Consider the following 18,441-nt stretch of genomic DNA (forward strand, 5'->3'; position numbering starts at 1 on the left):
TTCCTTCAGCCCGCATTCGGTTGCAGGTTGTTATACCGTGGACGACTTACTGCTGTTCTGAACATGATGTCAGAACATACCCTCTTTCAGTAGAACCGGAAACATATGCGAACCCGGGTTCACCGAAGTGCATGCCGGCAACAAGTAAATGTTGACGAGCGGCCTGTTCAAGAATGGTTTTTCTAGTTTTCGCTGCCTGGGCAGGATCATAGTCAAAAGAAATTGAAACTTCCGGACGGGCTGACTGAATATGCGGATAATGGACAATGTCACCCCAGATGAGCAGGCTTTCGTCGCAGGAACTGATCAGAAAGCCGGTGTGTCCAGGCGTATGTCCCGGCAGGCTTACAGCCTTAATCCCCTCACTAATTTCTGCTTCATTAATAAAATTCAGCACAGGGCCATAAGCTTCCAACGTGCGACGAACCAGCGAACCGGCCAGCTGTACGCGTTCACTCATGAGTTTCAGCTTGTTTTCATCCTGCCAGAATGCTGCTTCATCACGACTCAGGAAAATTTTAGCGTTTTTGTATGTTGGCTGGCCATGCTCATTCAGCAGACCGCCGATGTGGTCTGGATGTCCGTGAGTGAGTAGAACGGTATCTATATCGTCTGGGTTAACGCCTGCCGAGAATAGGTTTTTTTTTAATTCGCCTCCGGCAGAATTCAGTCCTCCCCTACCTGAATCAACCAGTATGACGCGTCCCTGTCCGCGAATGAGGTAGAAGTAAATATTAATATCATTGGGAGCTGTTACGCCTGACTTCTCCTGAATTTTTCCTGCCTCGGTTAAATCAATTCCTGATAGTAAACCCAGGCTGGCATTCATTCGCCCGTCGCTTATTGCGGTTACCGCGTAATGACCAATTTTTTGTGAAAGAAAAAGCGATGTCTCCATAGTGTCCTCACTTGATGAAAATAAAATTATAATCTTCAGCTTCATTCGGTCCGTGATATTTAGACCAACTAGTAACAGTCGCTGGCAAGTCAGTGTCACGGTTTAAAGATATTGAAGTTAAACGCCTGATGAGACTATGATAATTTTCGACTCAGTTGAGACCAAAATTGTTGTGGACATAAAATTACTGCGTTCTTTTGCCACCGTTGCCTTATTCGAACATGTCGGACAGGCAGCTGAAAGGCTTCATATTTCTCAATCCCCACTCAGCAGACAGATCCAGCAGCTTGAAAGTGAATTAGGTATTACGCTTTTTCATCGTGATAAAAAGCGATTACGGCTGACTGAAGAGGGAAGAAAATTTCTGAATGAAGTAACGCCTTTTTTACAACATCATGATCGCCTGAAAGATTACGGTCGGCATCTTTCGCATGATTATGCAGGGCGACTGGATATTGGTTATGTAGAAGCGGCACTCCATTCCCGGCTTCTTCCTGAGGCAATTGCACAGCTTGGGATGGGACATGAAGCAGATATCCGCCTACATGCTATGCGTTCAAAGCAACAGATTGAACATCTAAAGGAAAGAGCCATTGATCTGGCCCTGCTGCATACGCCACCTGAAGCTAATGGCATGTTCTGTCAGGAGAAAGTCCTGACAGAACATCTATTATTGGCTATGCCAAAAGAAAGAAGACTCGCTGCTCCCAGCCCTGATGATCTCAATGGCCAGTCGTGGATAGCAGATCAGGAAAACCTGAATCCTACGGCGCGGGCGCGACTGCTCGCCGCATGTCAGAAAGGCGGTTTTCGACCCAATATCTGTCTGGAAGTCAATGGGCCACTGGCCGCGCTGGCCTGCGTGGAGGCTGGGTTGGGTTTTACTTTCATACAGAAAAGCCTTGCGCGGATTGTTCCGGATAATGTTGCTCTAGTATCACTACCCTGGCTACCGCTTGAAATCACCCTTTTTGCCGTGTGGCGGAAAGAGGAAACAAGACCGCTGACAAAACGTTTTCTGGCTACTCTGGGACTGCACTGAAGCAAGAAGGTGATTTCCGGACTCATAAATGCATCGAATGACAGTTTTTATGTTCCTGAATATGTAATAGCCCCATCGCAGAGTGACATCTTTCTCTTAAACAGAGTTACTCACGCTGGGGTGGGCATAACGAGAGAAGTTATCTTTTAACCTCTGTATTGGAATCGTCAAAAAACATTTCCAGCCTGCATTTCTGCACACCGTCATCATTGAAATTACCCGGCGAAAGCCATTTCGCCAGCGAGTCTTCTATCTTCGGCCATTCGCCGTCGATAATCGAAAGCCAGTCTGTGTCGCGGTTGCGCTGTTTACGGGTCATAGCCTGGCGGAATCTTCCCTCAAAGGTGAATCCGACTCGCTCTGCCGCATTCCGTGAGGCCAGATTCAGCGAGTCACAGCGCCACACCACACGGCGATATCCCAAAGAAAAAGCGTTCTTCAGCAGCAGATAAATGGCTTCTGTACCCATCGCCGTTCTTTGCATTAGCGGCGACCAGGTGACATGCCCGATTTCCAGCGCACCATTGACGGGATCAATATTGCTAAAGCAGACCACGCCAACAGCCTGTCCATTTTTTGCATCTGCCACCGCCCATGCAACTAGCTGACTATCTTCGATTTTATGCTGCACCCAATCCATCATTTCTTGCAGATTTACGGGCATTTCTGCACCGAGCCAAGTCCAGTCCCGGTCATCCTTTGCCTGCGAAAATGCATCGAACAGCGCTTCGCTATGGCTGATTTCTAGCGGTTCCACATTACAATGCTGACCATTAATCAGGCAGTTATCCGGAAAAGTTACCGGCTGCCAGTCGGGTAAAGCAAAGCCAACGGGCTGACCGTATCTATTGGTATTCGACATAAGTTCTTACCAGGCCTCAGGTTCTCTAAGCATATGGACAATATTACACGGGCTCATCACCCACCCGCCTTTAAATCCTTCCGGGAGCGGTTCGACCGCATCGCAGCGAACCACGCCCGCATCCGCAAGCTGCTTTTCTGCCAGCTTGAAATCCGGGGTAAACAGTTCAAGCCAGACTTCGGCCTGGCTTAGTGCGGGCGCTTCGTCTATCCATAGCCGATTTGGGCCAAGGATAAACCCGGTTGCCGGGGCTTTATCGGTAATCTCAGGAAGCCCGAGAACGTTACGATAGAATTCGATGGTCTGTTGAAACTGGTGCGGCGGGACTTTGATGGCGATATCAATTCCACCGTTAATTTCTGCGTTCATAAAGTGTCTCCTGATGGGATTCAATCATGTCAGCCAGATTCTTTGGGTAAACCAGATCCTGCGTTAGGTGTAATTCGTTGATACTCCACCAATGATGCTCGCTGATAATGTTGATTTCATTGTTGCTCCAGCGTTCAGTGTTGATTTCATTTCCACTGACACGCACCACGTAATACTTTTCCAGTGCTTCAACCGTTTCGCCGCTGGGGAGTTTCATAATGAAATTTCTTTTGGCGACGGGCTGCCCGATATCACTGCATAAAATGCCGGTTTCTTCATGCAGTTCGCGGATGGCGGCTTGTTCGAATGATTCCCCTTCCTCGACGCCGCCGCCCGGCGTTGCCCAATAGGCTTTCCCCGCCAGGGCGTCGTCCTTGTGGGTATATTTGAACAGTAATACTCGTCCGTTTTTATCGATAATCAACAATCTGGCCGCGGGTCGTTGTCTCACTTCTGTTCTCCTTTATCCCCTGCCCGTTTATCGGCAGAAGATCTGCACAAAATGTAGTCGATACTTTACTTTCCTGACACCTGGCCTAAAATAATCCCCTTCATTTCTTCTCCAGAGGTATTCGTCCAATGCGCCATTGATGCTGCCGTCTGTCTGACGGCCAACGTTGTTGCCCCGATTCTTCGGGTCAGTTTCTGGCATCTGTGGAGTAGTAATTATGACGAATATATCTATCGCGCTGGAAAGCGTCGCTTTTACTTTACCTGACGGCACCCCGCTGTTCTCACAACTTAACGAAACTTTTGACTCTCGTCGCACTGGCCTCGTCGGGCGCAATGGCGTGGGAAAAAGCGTGCTTTCGCAAATTCAGGTTGATGAAAACGCTGACATAGTCATGCATTCGCTGGCGGTAAACTCCCCTTCCCGCCGCCAGATTGCTGAGCTAAAAGATGTGCAACTGCCCTTCGTTACGCGCTTTGATTTTCCGCTGAATCTGACCCTAACCGCCCAGCAACGCATCGGCGTTGTCGGGAATAATGGCTGCGGGAAATCTACGTTGTTGAAAGTTCTGTCAGGGAAAGTCGAGCCATTAGAAGGAAGCTGCCATGTTGTTGAGCAGCACGTCTGGCTGGATCAACATCTCGCTATGCTCAGCCATTATCAGGGGGCGTTGATCGTGGTTTCCCATGATGAAGTCTTTCTTAACCATCTGAATTTAACGGAACGTTTATCACTTTCGGCAGGGAACTGGCGTTTTGCCGCGTGGTAGTCGTAGGTCGGATAAGCGCAGCGTCATCCGACGGTCGCAGTTAAAAAGTTTGCCAGTTTCCTTCCGGGGTATTTTTAATCAGTTTAGCCAGCGCCGGTTGCGAACTGGCAGCCGTAGCGCCCTTTTGATCATCAGCCAAACGCAAATTACTGGTTCTTTCTTGCAATGCCACGACCTGGTTTTTGAGAACATCGGAGGACTGCGCGAGTTCATCCACCACCGCGGCATTACTCAATGTGACCTTTTCCAGCTCCGACAAAGCAATCGTGATTTGTTGTATTCCTTTTTCCTGCTCGTTTGTCGAAATAAAAATATGCTCCATCAGCAGATTAAGATCTTCTGAACCGCCAACAATGGCCTGCATATTTTTTTCGGCTTCGGACACCAGTTTTGCCCCCTGCATCACATTGGTGTTTGTTGTTTCAATGAGCGATTTAATGTTTTTCGCAGACTCAGAACTCTTCTGCGCCAAAACTCTGACCTCGCCTGCGACCACCGCAAATCCTTTACCGTGTTCCCCTGCTCTGGCGGCTTCCACCGCCGCATTCAGGGCCAGGATATTGGTCTGAAACGCAATGCCGTCAATGATGCTGATAATCTCGGTCATTTTCTTCGAGCAATGAGTAATCGACACCATATTCTCTGTCAGCTTTTGCATTAATTCGCTGCCGTGGCCTGCTGATTTATGGGCATCGCTGGTGATGGTGTTCAACTGACGCATGTTTTCCGCATTGCTTTTAGTTCCAGCCGAGATTTCTTCCATGCTCGATGCGGTTTGCATCAACATCGCTGATTGCTGTTCTGTTTTAACGGAAAGTTCGGCACTTTGGTTAGCCAGCGTCCCGGATAATGCGCTTGCTGAATGAGAAGATTTTCTAATATCTTTGACCAGATTAGAAATTTCGTTTGAGAGGCTGTTGATGCCGGGAATTAATTTACCCGCGCAGTTATTACCAAATTCGCGAATGGAAATGGATAAATTCCCGGAGTTGATTTCATCAATGTTTCTTTTTACCTCATTAATCGGTTTTACAAGGTATTGAGTCATGTAAAGCCAGAGGAATGAAAGCAATATCAACCCGACCACATTGAGCAGGAGTAAGAAAGTCAGACTGGCTGATAATAAATACGCCATGACATCAAGTGTCGCCAGTGAAGCTGCGGTAAAAACAATAATTACGGTTCTGACGCTGTAATTGTTAAGCATGTTTTACTCGGGAGAGTATTTTGTGTGTACTTTATTTATTGCGGGTATTGCCAGGAATTCCAGTCCTGAAATGAAATCGAAGCTATCTCCTGACATAAGCAAATCAAGAAGTTTTTTACACTTGTTTACACATGCGGTTTCGGCAAATTAAAAAACGGTGGATAACGATTACGCTTATCCACCGTACAAAAACGCATGCCATCCGACACCTGTTATTTCGCGTTTAAATCTTCATCAGGCCAGTATTTGTAGCCGTTAATCATCGCCTGGGCGGCAAGACCTTTCTCAGTGATCTCATAAACATCAACTGGTTTTGGTGCGGAAATAGTGCCCGGTGCCACGGCGCTGGCGGATGCGCCAACCGCTGGCAAACCTTTGTCGTCGTATTTTGCCGCCGCATTTGCATCCGCGCCGACGATATAACCATTCTTGACGAAATCGCTCAGGGCGTTGCTGTCATTGAACACCAGAACGGTGCGCAATTGCTTCACGCCCACGCCGACGCCTGCCCCGGCCTGAGCCATTTTCATATAAGTGTCTTTACCCGTCTTGAGATCTTTAACCACGCCATAACCGCTGCCAAATCCAAATACCAAAATCTTGCTGCTGTTATTGGAGAAGACGGCATAACCTTTGGCTTTAAGAATTTCACTTCGGGCTTCAGGATGAACCTTATACAGTTTCGATAACGTATCAATACGCATTTGTTGGATGGTATTTCGTTGCTGGCTGGCGGTATCACCTTTCGCGCTACAACCTGCGATTGCCAAAACAGCAATAAGAATCAATTTTTTGTAATGCATGTGCACCCTAAATCAAATAGACAGTCGGCATGCTTAATCAGTAAGCATGCCGAAAAGAGCGCGCATAGTAGAGGAACGAACCGGTAAACTTATTAATTTTTCGTGCTTGTTCTGAATCTTTATTGTTTATTTTTGAATAAATGAATGCTGGATTTTATGAGTTAGTTTTGAGACTCGTCACCAATTCCAATTGAGAAGGGTCACAACGAGCGTGATGAGTAATATGACGACCATCACCATATGGTTTCCTGAAAACTCACGTAAAGCGTCGAGGTTTTCTTGATTGCCAGCGTTCAATTTGGTGATAGCATCCTGTTTACTTTCTGCAAAAAAATCCAGGTGATGCTTTTTAAAACCCTCTTGTTTTAGCTTTTTGATGTCATCCTTATCCAGTGTGCTTTCAGCGAACACTTTTGAAGTGCCTTCTTTAAAATAAAATACATACTTTTCCATGCTGTTCTCCCCCTTAAACTGCTATCAAGAATAAGGTCATTTTACTGTGAAAAAATTTAACTCAGTCAAAGTTTCAACACGTTTATAATCAGTAAAATGGCTCAGATAAACCTGAGCGAGTTTATTCAAAGGATCCATTTTCATGACGTCCCCATTTACCCTATTCGCCGCAGGCAGTTTACGTCTGGCCTTCACACCCTTACTTGCGCAATTCACTCAGGCGACCGGCATCGAAGTCGCAGTTCAGTATGGCCCGGCGGGCTTGCTGCGTGAACGTATAGAAGCAGGTGAACGCTGCGCGCTTTTTGCATCGGCTAATCGTGAACACCCGCAGCATTTACTGGCAAACGGCAAAGCCTCACAAACCCACACTTTCTGCTGGAATCAACTGGCGTTAACCACACTACAAGATGGTGACTGGATGGAGTTGTTGAGCGCGCCGGCCTTGCGCATCGGGACTTCCACGCCGGGTTGCGACCCATCAGGCGATTACACGTGGGCGTTGTTCGATGAGCTCGATAAATACCAGCCAGGCCTCGGTCATCAACTGCGCGAACGCGCGATTCCCCTGGTGGGCGGTCGCGATACGCTGCAAATACCAGCGGGTGAACTCGCAAGCGCGTGGATATTGCGCCAGGGATTCGCTGATGTGTTTATCGGCTACGCTCATTACGCCAATGCGCTGATGGGACAAACTGATATTCGCTGCGTTACGATCCCTGCTGAACACAACATTTTGTGTGAGTATCAGTTGGCGACGCTCGAAAACTCCCGTGAAGTGAATCGGCTAGTCGATTTTATTCTGAGTCATGAAGGGCAAGCAATTTTGGCGACGGCGGGCTTTTCTCCCGTCACTTCTCAATCTTGAACAGCGGGGCAATAAACGGGGTGGCGTTATTCTCGATGTGGATTTTTCGCAACACTAAACCATAGGCCTGATGCATATTTTCCTCGGTCACAATGGCGTCGGTTGGGCCAGCCAGCCATTTTCCTGCGGGTAAAAGCAGCAGCGTGTGAGTCGCCACCTGCAACGCATGAACCGGATCGTGTGTGGTGAAAATAATGCCGCGCTGCTGGCGGTGCGCCAAATCGCTGATCAACTGCAACACCACTTGTTGATTGGCTAAATCCAGGGCCGAACACGGTTCATCAAGCAGCAGCGTTTGACTCGCCGTCACCAGCGCCCGGGCGATCATCACCAGTTGTTGCTGGCCGCCGGAAAGCGAACTAAACGTGCTGGCGGCCAGATGTGCAATGTTTAGCTGCTCCAGCGCCTCGATGACGGCCTGTTTATCTTTGCGCCCCGGTTGCGCAAACAGCTTCACATATTGAGCGCGCCCCATCAGCACCACATCGCTCACCGAATACGGGAACGGCAGGTGAGAATGTTGCGCCACAATGCCCACGCCGCCCTGCTGTTCAACCTTCCCGCCCAGCGGCTTAAGAAACCCCGTGAGTGTATCGAGCAGCGTGCTTTTACCCAACCCGTTGCGCCCGAGTACCGCCCAAATTTCTCCACGCTGACAATGAAAACTCATCGCCTCAAATAGCGGTGAATCGTAGCCGTATAACAACTGCTGAACGCGTAAATCCCCGTGTTTCATCGACGCCCCCTGCGGCTTGAGTGAACTAACAGCACCGTAAACAGCGGTGCGCCGACTAAAGCCGTGATAATCCCCAGCGGGATTTCCGCCTGCATCAGCGTGCGGGCAATATCGTCGACGAGGATCATAAAACCGCCGCCGAGCAAAAACGCCGTGGGCAGCAAACGGCGATGATCAACGCCGACCAATAGACGCGTCAGATGCGGAATAACCAGCCCAACCCAGGCGATGCTGCCGCTCACCGCCACCTGTGCGGCGACCAACAAAGCACAGCAAAGCAGAACGCAGCGCCGCAGCGGAACCACGGAAACGCACTGCGCTTGCGCCTCTTTATCACTGAGCGATAACAAATTAATGCGCCAGCGGAGCTTGAACAAAACCCCTGCGGCAATCGTCACCGGAACCGCCAGCAACCAGACTTTGTGCCAGTTCGCTGTGGCAAAACTGCCCAAAAGCCAGAACACGATATTAGGCAAAACCTCTTCGGTATCGGCCTGGTACTGAATCAAGCTCACCAGGGCGGCAAAGAAACCACTCATAATGATCCCCGAGAGGATAAGAATCAGCGCATTTTCCCGCCCCTGCAACGCCGCAATGGCATACACCAGAATCAACGCACTCAGCCCGAAAAAGAACGTTGATCCCATCATTAACAACGGGTCAAGGCCGAGCAAAATCGCCAGTGTGCCGCCAAATGCGGAACCCGATGTGACGCCGATAATATGTGGGTCAACCAACGAATTATGAAACACCCCTTGCAAGGTCGCGCCGCACAACCCCAGCGCACCGCCTGCCAGCAGCGCCATTAAAACGCGCGGCAAACGGACAGACCATATCACCTGGTTTGCGATGCCCGATGTTTGCGAATAATGAGTGAGTTGATGGAGAACTTCGCTTAACGGCAAGGGATAATGCCCCAGACTCAGCGAGCCAATACCCAGCGCCAGCACAGATATAGCGAGTGCCAGCTGCCGGGTAATAAACGCATTACTGCTGAGCATTTGGCTGCCAGTTCACGCGGTAAAAACGTTGGTAATAATCCTGGGCTTGAGCATCGACATCGACATTTTTATAAGCATCAGGGTAAAGCTTTTTCGCCATCCACAACTCACCGATAGCCAGCGCTTCCGGCATCGGGTAGCCCCAGGCTTTCACATATTCCGGCATCAGCCAGACGCGATGATTTTTCACCGCATCAATACCCTGCCAGTTTGGATCATTCAGGATTTCTGTCACCACCTGCGGGTAACGATCCTGGACAAAAATCACCTGCGGATCCCACTGCAACACCTGCTCAAGAGAAACCTGACGCGCCCCTTTCACCGTTGCGGCGGCCACATTTTGCGCTCCGGCGTGTTTCATCATCAAGCCGGTATATTTACCGGAACCGTAGGTCATCAAATTCGGGTTCGCCATATAAACACGCACTTTGTTGGCTTCAGGAATATTCGCCACCGGCGCATTAAATTTGGCGCGAGCATCAAAGGTATATTTGATCAGGGCTTCGCCTTGCGGTTTGCGCTCCACCACATCGGCGATTAAACGAATCCCCTGCTTCAGCCCTTCGTTATACGCCTGCTCTTCATCGGCCATGGTGGGGTTCATTTTGTCTTGCTGACCTTGGGCGTCTTTTCTCAGGGACACCGCCACCACCGGAATACCGGCATTCTGAATCTGCTGAATCATCGCCGCAGGCGCATAGTTAGCGACGAACACCACCTGCGGATGAATCGCCAGCAGGCTCTCGATATTCACCTCGGTAAGATCGCCAGGCGTTGGCAATGAGGTAATGGATGGCATAAAACGGGCGAATTCAGGGCCGAGCTGCTTTTTCCAGCTGGTCATCACGCCTGCAATATCCTTTTGCGCATCGAGTTGCACCAGAAGATTCAGCGTCTGGTGCTGGAGAACAACCACCTTGTTGACGTGATCTGGAATTGTGACCTGGCGACCAAGCTGGTCGGTGATAATTCTGTCGGCGTGAGCGGAAGTTGCGAAGAACGCGCTGGCACAAACCAGCGTGATATGACGAAGAGTTAACATAAGTGCCATCTGGATAAGGAATGATTTCGATATATATTAAATTATATAACGATGGCTCTGGCAACCGATTATCGCGCCTTGTTGCTTGTCCATTGCGGCATGGCTGTTATCCTACGCGCCAGTTTTTCAGCTAAAGACATGTCTTATGAAATCGCCAACGCCCGAATGTTTGCTCTCCGTCCGCAATCTGACGCACTGTTTTTCCGGCAAAACGCCGCAGGTAAACGGGGTCTCTTTCGATATTAATGCGGGCGAGTTTGTGTCGATCATCGGGCCAAATGGCAGCGGTAAGTCGACTGTCTTGCGGCTGATTATTAGCGAGCTGCAACCCGCCAGCGGTGAGATTGTGATTCAGGGCAAATCGTTGCGCAGCATGAAACCGCAGGAACGCGCCCGTTCCGTGGCTTTTCTGACACAACATGACAACGCCGATCTGCGCCTGACGGTGAGTGAGTATGTGGCGCTGGGGCGTATTCCCTGGCAGGTCGAATATTCCCGCGCCGAGCATGAAAAAATCATTACCGATGCGATTAACGACGTTGGCATTGCGCATTTGAAGGCGGTTTCTTTAGGGAAATTATCCGGCGGTGAACGCCAGCGAGCGGGTTTTGCGCGGGTTTTAGCCCAGCAACCCGCGTTGTTATTGCTGGACGAGCCGACAAACCATCTCGACCCGCTCGCCCGCCACCAACTGCTGAGCCTGATCAAACATAAAAATATGACGACGCTTGCGGTGCTGCATGACCTGGAATTGATCCAACCTTTTTCTGACCGGGTTTTGATGATGAATCAAGGGGAAATGGTTTGTCGTGGCACGCCAGCGCAAGTTCTCGACTCCGCCTGGCTTGAGCAGGTTTTCGGCATGCAAAGTTTGCACGTTACCCATCCGACAAGCGGTAAAACGCTACGTATCTTCGAAGCACTGCCTTCTGAAATGAAGTAACTCATCATAATTTGATCTGAGCAGATCTATTCACCCAATCAATTCCTGTATGGTGCAGCGGCTGGATTTATTCCGCTTGTTAAGTGAGGTGCAATTCCTCATAAATCAGGAGTCTATGTGAACAGATTTACTATCATGGCGTTACTGGTCATGATTTCCGGTTATGCGGGCGCTTCCGGTTTCCCGGTGACCATTGATAACTGCGGGCAATCAATGACGTTCACCAAAGCGCCAAAACGCATGGTGGTTCATGATATCAACATGGCAGAAATGGCGTTCGACCTGCATCTGCAACCGCAAATGGTTGGCGTGAGTGGGATTTCTGGCTGGTATAAAAACATCCCGGCATTTACTCGCCTCCAGGGCTCGATTCCTGAAATCGCCCCAAAAGATCCTTCCATGGAAACGCTGCTGGCGGTGAAACCCGACCTGTTCTTTGCCGGCTGGAACTACGGTTTACGTGGCGATGTCACGCCTCAGGCGCTGGCAAAATTCAATATCAAAACCCTGGTCCTGACTGAAAGCTGTATTCGTGTTGATAACCATCGCCCGCGCGCCAGCATGGATTTGTTGTACGGCGACATGTTGCGCCTGGGGAAAGTGTTTGGCAAAGAAGAAGCCGCGCTGAAACTGGTAAAAAGCTGGAAAAAACAAGTTGCCGATATCAAAACCAAAACCGCCGGGCTGAAGCCGATGCGCGTTTTCCTTTACGATTCTGGCGAAGATAAACCCTTTACCAGCGGCGCATACGCCATGCCAACGGCAATTATTGAAGCGGCTGGCGGGAAAAACGTCATGGATACGCTCAATAAAAGCTGGGCGACGACCAACTGGGAAAGCGTGGCCGCCAGCGAGCCAGAATTTATTATCCTGATGGATTATCAGTCTGATTATAACGGCGGTGCTGACGGGCTGCGGCGCTTCCTCGAACAACATCCGCTGATGAAAAACACGCCTGCGGTGCGTTACCACCGTTATCTCAAATTGAAATACCAGGAGCTGACGCCGGGGCCAGCGAACATCACCGCCATTAATAAGCTCGCCCGCGCACTCTATCCCGCTGCATTTAACTAATGACGCGTTACTGTCTGGCGTGGATTTTCGCCTCGCTGTTGCTGGCGGGGTTTATCCTGCTTAGCGTGGCGACCGGCAGCGTGCCGCTGTCGTTTTCAGACGTATTAAAAGCGCTGGATTTAATGCACGGCGGCGTCCCGGAAATGGTGAAAAGCATCGTGCTGGAACTGCGTCTACCGCGCACCTTGCTGGGGGTGATTGCCGGTTCCGGCCTGGCTTTGGTTGGCGCACTGCTACAAACCACCACGCGCAATGACCTTGCCGACCCGTTTTTGTTCGGCTTATCTTCCGGTGCCTCGGCGGGCGTGGTGCTGGTGATCACCCGTTTTGGCGACAGCTTTGGCACCTGGACGCTGCCCATCGCCGCTTTCGTCGGCGGCATGTTATCCGCCGTGGCGGTGATCATCATCTTTATGTCGCAATCACACAAAGGCACTGAAAAGCTCATTATTTGCGGGTTGGCGGTGTCGTTTTTATTTGGCGCATTAACCAACTTCCTGATTTTTTCCGGCGATCAACGTGCCGCAAGCAATGCGCTATTTTGGGCGTTGGGAGGATTAGGCTTTGCCCGTTGGGAAAACCTCGGATTTGCCGCCGTCGCGCTGGTCATACTAATAGTTTTGATTTACCGACGCTGGCAGGCGCTGGATGCATTACTGGCGGGGGAACAAACGGCATGGTCATTGGGAATTAACGTTAATCGCCTCAGAACAGAAGTGTTTATCTGCTGTTCGATGGCTACCGCCATTCTCGTTTCCCTGACCGGGGTGATTGGTTTTGTCGGATTGATGGTGCCGCATTTGGCGCGGCCCTTTTCGGGTGTGCGCCACCGGCGTTTATTGCCGCTGGTGGGGATGATGGGAGCGATATTACTTTCCGCAGGCGACGTGCTTAGCCGCACCCTCACCGCCCCTCAGGAATTGCCGATTGGGATTATCACCGCGGGTGTCGGCGGCGTGTTTGTGTTGGTGATTTTATTACGCCGCACCAGTTAACCTTCACGCATCTTTGCGGCGGTTGCCAATCCACTCTTCAATCTGAATCGGCAAGGCTTCCGGCGCTTTTCTGAACATGCGGCGTGCGAGATCTAACACCGTATGTTGCGCCAACGCTTCTTCCATTCGCTGCTGCGCCACCTGCATTACATGGCGCACACCGCAAATTCCTTCACAAGCCCAGGCGGGCGCGGGTTCATCAAATATCGCCATGCGCTGGCGGATTTCCTTACAGTCGAAAATAGATTTTTCACCGTCGATGGCGGCAACAATATCCAGCACCGTTATCTGGTCAGCCGGTTTCGCCAGGCGAAATCCCCCGCCTTTTCCTTCTGTGCTTTCAACCAGTTGGGCTTTGGAGAGCTTGGTGAAAATTTTAGCCAGGTAATCGTACGGGACATTTTGCAACTCAGCGATTTCACGCACGCTCATCTCACGCCCGTCGCCTTTGCTGTCTACCAGACACATGAGGCTGTGGATGCCATATTCCACGCCTGAACTGTAAAATGCCATAACTTCTCCGCCCAATTGATTCTTAGTTAGATAATAAATCCTTCCTTGTACTGACGCAATTCCTCGCGCTACCAAATCTCAGTTAAGTTTTAAATATTAAATAAATTCATCCAGTTAAATTCAAACCTTACAGATGAGCACGTAAAAGCCTTGAAAACATTAACTACGACAAATATGATCGCAGTTAAGAAATCCAATGACCATTGATAGACCAGGGATAAATCATGAAACAACAAATTCTCATTTTGGGTGCCGGTTTTGCAGGTATGTGGGCCGCTCTGAGTGCCGCGCGCTTGACCGACGATCGTGATGATATTGAAATCACCGTGCTGGCTCCGCAGCCTGAACTGCGTATTCGCCCGCGTTTTTATGAAGATGGCGTGCAAAACTTTGCCGCCCCGCTGTTGCCGTTATTTGCCGCGACGGGCGTGAAGTTTATTGCCGGTTCGGCCAGTGAAATTGATGTGGCGAGCAAGCAAGTCTGGTATCACACCGCGCAAGAGCAGCTTGCGGCGCTGCATTACGACCGTCTGGTGGTGGCGACCGGCAGCCAAATCAATCCGATTTTCCCAGGTGCGAAAGAGCACGCATTCGATGTCGATCAACTGGAAAGTGCGGCACGCTTTGAGCAGCATTTAAATCAACTGGCGCAGCAGCCAGAAAGCATTGCGCGTAATACCGTCGTGGTTTGTGGCGGCGGGTTTACAGGTATCGAACTGGCGACGGAATTGCCTTCCCGCTTACGCACCATTCTGGGCGATGGCGCATCGATTCGCGTCGTTATCGCCGACCGTAGCCCGGTAGTTGGCGGGCGTTACAGCGAAGATTTGAGCGATGTGATTACCCAGGCCAGCGGTGAATTAGGTGTTGAATGGAAGCTGAATGCGGAAATCGCAGAAATCAGCGAACGCGGCGTTAAATTCAAGAATGGCGATTTTATCGAATCAAATACCGTGGTGATGACCATGGGTGTGCAGGCCAGCCCGCTGACTGCGCAAATCCCCGCTACACGCGATGCGCAAGGCCGTTTGCATGTTGATGAAAACTTAAAAGTGGTGGGACAGGAAGATATTTACGCCACCGGCGACGTGGCATTTGCCCGCACCGATGACAAAGGCAACACCGCGCTAATGACCTGCCAGCACGCGATTATGCTCGGCCGTTTCGTCGGTAATAACGTAGCCGCCGACATGCTTGGCGTGGCTCCGCATCCCTATCGCCAGGTGAATTACGTGACGTGCCTGGATTTAGGCGGTTTTGGCGCGGTGTACACCGAAGGCTGGGATCAGGTGGTGAAATCCACACGTGCCGAGGCGAAGAAAATCAAAGTCGCGATTACTAATGAATTGATTTACCCGCCGAAAGCGGAGAAAGAAATTGCCTTTGCGGCAGCCGATCCGTTGGCACCGTTTGTTTAACCGATAAAGCGTTGTACTTCTTTCAACCACGAGGGTAAATGGCTGCGATACCAGTTCAGATAATGGTCAAGCTCAGCTTTATGGTTGGTGTGCAGAATATCGATAACTTCTGTCACTATCCATAATTTGCAAATAGCGATCTCCTGAGCCAGCGTGGATGAAATAACCTGGGGTGAAACATCTTGGTAGCGTTCTGCAAAATGAATGAAATCCGAGATGTTTCCCATCCCTTTAATTAAGGGAGCCAGGTCTATCGCCGGGCTGCCGGTGCCAAAGCGTTCCCAGTCAAATAACACCGCATCCCCTTTCTGCCTGATTCCCCAATTCCCGGCGTTAGTGTCACCGGAGATCAACATTGTCGGGTTGAACAGGCAGGCACTTAATTTCGCAATATCGAGAACAATCGCAGCCGCACTTTCAGGTAATTTCAGCAACTCCAGCGCGTTAAGGGTTTTATCTTCACACCATCGGTGGTGCTTAAGGCTCCAGCTTTGATTCACAGGGTAACGATGAATACGCGCAATCATTGCCAGAATATCATCGCGCTCGGCTAGCTCATGCTGGCTAATGGACTGCGGGATATATTCCAGGCATAAGGTTTGCGTTGCAGCATCGCGGGATAAAAGCTCTGGAACAGCGATGCCTGCTGCGCGAAATTCAGGAGCGACCTGATGATAAAACTGAAATTCAACGGCCGAAACGGGCTGTTTAATGATGCAGTCAAAGCCATGAAGTGAGGCGAGGCGAACGCGTGCAGCGCCCATTTTTGCCAAATCCTCATTCATATTGATGACCTCGCCTTCAATTATTCCTGCCCTTTCTTACTCTGCCAGTTCGCCCACGGGCTATCAGCCGGAATATCATCTTCAATCTCATTGGTTTCTAAAGAATCGACATACAACTCTTCGACTTCTTTGCGTGCCCACGGCGTGCGGCGCAAAAACTTAAGGCTGGATTTGACGCTCGGGTCGCTTTTAAAACAATTAATGTTGATGCGTTTGCCGAGTTCTTCCCAGCCGAAACGGGCAACCAGCGCATTAACGATGGCTTCAAGCGTCATGCCGTGTAGAGGGTCTTTTGAAGGGTTGGTCATATTGAGTCCAGTGATTCTAAAAAATTGCGCATACCATAACAAAATAACGCAGATTCATCTTTCTTTCCTTCCGTGCCAACGACCTGTAGCCTAGCCGGGCGATATATTCATCTAGAGAATGATAAGGACGGCATAATGAAAAAAACAGTATGGACTCTTTCACTTGCCCTGCTCGTCAGCGCTTCGGTGCTGGCGGAAGAAGTAAAACTCCCGGCCCCGATCACCGCACTACAGAAGCAAGGCTTTGAGCTGAAAGGTGAATTTAAAGGCCCCGGCGATATGCCCGGTTACGTGATGCAAATCCAGGGGCAAGGCACCACCGTGTTTCTGACGCCCGACAAACAGCACGCCATCATGGGGAATCTGGTGGATGCTACGGGGAAAAACCTCAGCGATGAGCAAGTCGAGAAATGGGTTTATGCGCCGATGGCAAAAGAGATGTGGCAAAAGCTTGAGAAAAACCACTGGATAGCCGTAGGTAAAGCAGACGCGCCGCAGGTCGTTTACGCCTTTGCCGACCCGTATTGCCCGTACTGCACACAGTTCTGGAACAATGCGCAGCCGTGGGTGAAATCCGGCAAAGTTCAGCTGCGCGTGTTGATGGTTGGCATGTTGCGCCCCGACAGCGGCCAGAAAGCCGCGGCAATTATGATGGCGAAAGATCCGGCGAAAACACTCGCAGATTACGAAAATTCCAAAGGGAAAATGGAGCTGAAAATTCCTGCCACCATCAAACCTGAAATCACCAAAGCGCTGGAAGACAATCTCGCGTTGATGGATGAATTAGGGGGAACGGCGACGCCTTCTATTTATTACCTGAATAAAGAAGGCCGACTGCAACAAAATCAGGGCTTGCCTGATGAAGAAGCCATGAAAGCGATCATGGGCAGCGATAAATAGCAGTTTAAAGGTGACGTTGTCACGTCACATTGCCAGGACTGGCTTGCAACGTCGCCCTTCTACTGCAAATTCCCGTAAGGCTTCGCGCCAGTTTTCCAGTGCAAACACTTTCACTTCCGGTAACTGGCTTTTTGCCAGCAGCGGCCAGAATTCCACAAACCACTGCTGCCATTCGTGCGATTCAGTCACGGCTAACGTATCCCGTAGGTGGAAACGCTGGGGTTTAGCCTGAGCGCCGCGAGCGTCATAAGGCTGCCCGCTCAACAAACCGTAGGAGACAAAATCAGCATCCGCGTTTAACTGCGCCAGCAACAATGTGGCAAGCGAATCACCGACCGCATCGAACAGCACATCAACCTGCCGGGCGAACGCACGCAAAGCCGCATGGTCATCAATCAACACGGGCGTTATGCCATTTTTCTGCAACTCCGCTATTTGCCCTTCACTACGGCAAACGCCGAACACCTGCGCCGCGCCCTGCATCAGCGCCCATTGCGCCAGCAGCGCTGCGCAAGATGAGCTCGCCGCAGTCAGTAACACCGTTTTCCCGTTCACCGGCCATTTTTTTAACATCACCAATGCCGCCAGCGGATTGATGTACCCGCGAGCAGCCAGAAGATCGGGAATAAAATCAGGCACCGGAACCGCCCAAAGCGCTGAACAATCCAGCCAGCGTTGCCAGGTTCCATCGCCTCGCAACGGCAAGACTCGCTGGCCAATCATTTCGGGACTGTCGGCGTCTATTATCACGCCCACGCCTTCATAACCCACGACACGAGGCGGCATCACGCGATGACGATAAGCACCGGTAACGGGAATTAAATCGGAAGGATTAATCGGCGCATAACGCATTTGCACGCGAAGCATGCCGCAGGGGCGCGGTGAGATTGTTGAGTGTTCGAGCGAAATAACCTGTTCAGGCTGGCCGAACTGGCGAAACCAAAGTGCGGAGTTATGCATAAAAAAATGCCTGTAAGCAACGTTACAGGCACTATATCAAGGTT

Annotated in this window: 22 protein-coding genes; 8 read left to right on the forward strand and 14 right to left on the reverse strand. The window is 50.5% G+C overall.

The features are described from left to right. Window positions 1-46: 46 nt before the first annotated feature. A complete protein-coding gene (locus tag D6029_RS07700) occupies window positions 47-898 on the reverse strand; it encodes an MBL fold metallo-hydrolase (protein WP_120064213.1) in 852 nt (283 codons plus the stop codon). Window positions 899-1,034: 136 nt separating this feature from the next. On the opposite strand from D6029_RS07700, the gene D6029_RS07705 reads away from it, so the two are divergent. Further along, window positions 1,035-1,940, forward strand: a complete 906-nt coding sequence (locus D6029_RS07705; protein ID WP_244212384.1) for a LysR family transcriptional regulator — start codon at window positions 1,035-1,037, stop codon at window positions 1,938-1,940. Between the two features lie 139 nt (window positions 1,941-2,079). Here the strand turns inward: D6029_RS07705 and D6029_RS07710 are convergent, their stop codons facing one another. The 3 genes from D6029_RS07710 to D6029_RS07720 are packed head-to-tail and all read right to left on the reverse strand — an operon-like array spanning window position 2,080 to window position 3,622. Beyond that, window positions 2,080-2,802, reverse strand: coding sequence for a GNAT family N-acetyltransferase (locus D6029_RS07710; RefSeq protein ID WP_120064214.1), 723 nt, complete (start codon window positions 2,800-2,802; stop codon window positions 2,080-2,082). Between the two features lie 6 nt (window positions 2,803-2,808). Continuing rightward, window positions 2,809-3,171 (reverse strand): VOC family protein, encoded by a 363-nt coding sequence (locus D6029_RS07715; protein WP_120064215.1) that lies wholly within the window; start codon window positions 3,169-3,171, stop codon window positions 2,809-2,811. Beyond that, the gene (locus D6029_RS07720; protein ID WP_120064216.1) at window positions 3,155-3,622 is read right to left on the reverse strand and encodes an NUDIX hydrolase; all 468 of its coding nucleotides are present in this window, start codon (window positions 3,620-3,622) and stop codon (window positions 3,155-3,157) included. Before D6029_RS07720 ends, D6029_RS07715 begins: the two co-directional genes overlap by 17 nt. 217 nt (window positions 3,623-3,839) lie before the next feature. Here D6029_RS07720 and D6029_RS07725 point away from each other — a divergent pair, with 217 nt between their 5' ends. Next, on the forward strand, window positions 3,840-4,391 hold the full coding sequence (locus tag D6029_RS07725) for an ATP-binding cassette domain-containing protein (RefSeq protein WP_244212385.1): 552 nt from the start codon (window positions 3,840-3,842) through the stop codon (window positions 4,389-4,391). Window positions 4,392-4,431: 40 nt separating this feature from the next. Here D6029_RS07725 and D6029_RS07730 read toward each other — a convergent pair whose 3' ends face one another. From D6029_RS07730 to D6029_RS07740, 3 genes are all read right to left on the reverse strand, one after another. Continuing rightward, on the reverse strand, window positions 4,432-5,598 hold the full coding sequence (locus D6029_RS07730) for a methyl-accepting chemotaxis protein (protein WP_120064217.1): 1,167 nt from the start codon (window positions 5,596-5,598) through the stop codon (window positions 4,432-4,434). 212 nt (window positions 5,599-5,810) lie between these two features. Then, complete coding sequence (locus D6029_RS07735) at window positions 5,811-6,401, reverse strand: lipid-binding SYLF domain-containing protein (RefSeq protein ID WP_120064218.1); 591 nt, start codon at window positions 6,399-6,401, stop codon at window positions 5,811-5,813. A 177-nt stretch (window positions 6,402-6,578) separates the two neighbouring features. Next, window positions 6,579-6,854: a hypothetical protein gene (locus tag D6029_RS07740; RefSeq protein ID WP_120064219.1), complete on the reverse strand. Its 276-nt coding sequence runs from the start codon at window positions 6,852-6,854 to the stop codon at window positions 6,579-6,581. A 142-nt stretch (window positions 6,855-6,996) separates the two neighbouring features. Between D6029_RS07740 and D6029_RS07745 the strand changes: the two genes are divergently transcribed. After that, window positions 6,997-7,722 (forward strand): substrate-binding domain-containing protein, encoded by a 726-nt coding sequence (locus tag D6029_RS07745; protein ID WP_120064220.1) that lies wholly within the window; start codon window positions 6,997-6,999, stop codon window positions 7,720-7,722. Here D6029_RS07745 and D6029_RS07750 read toward each other — a convergent pair. Genes D6029_RS07750 through D6029_RS07760 form a run of 3 tightly spaced genes read right to left on the reverse strand, consistent with a single transcriptional unit; the run spans window position 7,706 to window position 10,501 of the window. Continuing rightward, a complete protein-coding gene (locus D6029_RS07750; RefSeq protein WP_120064221.1) occupies window positions 7,706-8,458 on the reverse strand; it encodes an ABC transporter ATP-binding protein in 753 nt (250 codons plus the stop codon). The two genes, D6029_RS07745 and D6029_RS07750, sit on opposite strands and share 17 nt — an antisense overlap. Then, entirely contained in the window at window positions 8,455-9,459 is a 1,005-nt protein-coding gene (locus tag D6029_RS07755; protein WP_120064222.1) for a FecCD family ABC transporter permease, read from the reverse strand. Before D6029_RS07755 ends, D6029_RS07750 begins: the two co-directional genes overlap by 4 nt. Beyond that, the gene (locus tag D6029_RS07760; RefSeq protein WP_120064223.1) at window positions 9,446-10,501 is read right to left on the reverse strand and encodes an ABC transporter substrate-binding protein; all 1,056 of its coding nucleotides are present in this window, start codon (window positions 10,499-10,501) and stop codon (window positions 9,446-9,448) included. The genes D6029_RS07755 and D6029_RS07760 overlap by 14 nt, the downstream gene beginning before the upstream one ends. Before the next feature lie 145 nt (window positions 10,502-10,646). Here D6029_RS07760 and D6029_RS07765 point away from each other — a divergent pair, with 145 nt between their 5' ends. The 3 genes from D6029_RS07765 (at window position 10,647) to D6029_RS07775 (ending at window position 13,513) form a co-directional block, all read left to right on the forward strand. Beyond that, window positions 10,647-11,444, forward strand: coding sequence for an ABC transporter ATP-binding protein (locus tag D6029_RS07765; RefSeq protein ID WP_120064224.1), 798 nt, complete (start codon window positions 10,647-10,649; stop codon window positions 11,442-11,444). Between the two features lie 117 nt (window positions 11,445-11,561). After that, window positions 11,562-12,518, forward strand: a complete 957-nt coding sequence (locus D6029_RS07770) for an ABC transporter substrate-binding protein (protein ID WP_418230251.1) — start codon at window positions 11,562-11,564, stop codon at window positions 12,516-12,518. Continuing rightward, the gene (locus D6029_RS07775) at window positions 12,518-13,513 is read left to right on the forward strand and encodes a FecCD family ABC transporter permease (RefSeq protein ID WP_120064226.1); all 996 of its coding nucleotides are present in this window, start codon (window positions 12,518-12,520) and stop codon (window positions 13,511-13,513) included. The genes D6029_RS07770 and D6029_RS07775 overlap by 1 nt, the downstream gene beginning before the upstream one ends. Before the next feature lie 3 nt (window positions 13,514-13,516). Here the strand turns inward: D6029_RS07775 and D6029_RS07780 are convergent, their stop codons facing one another. Further along, window positions 13,517-14,026 (reverse strand): RrF2 family transcriptional regulator, encoded by a 510-nt coding sequence (locus tag D6029_RS07780; protein ID WP_120064227.1) that lies wholly within the window; start codon window positions 14,024-14,026, stop codon window positions 13,517-13,519. Between the two features lie 224 nt (window positions 14,027-14,250). Here D6029_RS07780 and D6029_RS07785 point away from each other — a divergent pair, with 224 nt between their 5' ends. Then, window positions 14,251-15,444, forward strand: a complete 1,194-nt coding sequence (locus D6029_RS07785) for an NAD(P)/FAD-dependent oxidoreductase (RefSeq protein WP_120064228.1) — start codon at window positions 14,251-14,253, stop codon at window positions 15,442-15,444. On the opposite strand, the gene D6029_RS07790 is transcribed toward D6029_RS07785, so the two are convergent. Next, window positions 15,441-16,229, reverse strand: a complete 789-nt coding sequence (locus D6029_RS07790; RefSeq protein WP_120064229.1) for a phosphotransferase family protein — start codon at window positions 16,227-16,229, stop codon at window positions 15,441-15,443. The genes D6029_RS07785 and D6029_RS07790 overlap by 4 nt on opposite strands. Before the next feature lie 20 nt (window positions 16,230-16,249). Next, window positions 16,250-16,537 (reverse strand): VF530 family protein, encoded by a 288-nt coding sequence (locus tag D6029_RS07795; RefSeq protein ID WP_120064230.1) that lies wholly within the window; start codon window positions 16,535-16,537, stop codon window positions 16,250-16,252. A gap of 135 nt (window positions 16,538-16,672) precedes the next feature. Here D6029_RS07795 and dsbG point away from each other — a divergent pair, with 135 nt between their 5' ends. Further along, window positions 16,673-17,437: a thiol:disulfide interchange protein DsbG gene (dsbG, locus tag D6029_RS07800; protein WP_120064231.1), complete on the forward strand. Its 765-nt coding sequence runs from the start codon at window positions 16,673-16,675 to the stop codon at window positions 17,435-17,437. A gap of 24 nt (window positions 17,438-17,461) precedes the next feature. Here dsbG and D6029_RS07805 read toward each other — a convergent pair whose 3' ends face one another. Next, a complete protein-coding gene (locus D6029_RS07805) occupies window positions 17,462-18,397 on the reverse strand; it encodes a zinc-dependent alcohol dehydrogenase family protein (protein WP_120064232.1) in 936 nt (311 codons plus the stop codon). Between the last annotated feature and the right edge of the window lie 44 nt (window positions 18,398-18,441).

The sequence above is a fragment of the Buttiauxella izardii genome, from assembly GCF_003601925.1.
GTDB lineage: Bacteria > Pseudomonadota > Gammaproteobacteria > Enterobacterales > Enterobacteriaceae > Buttiauxella > Buttiauxella izardii.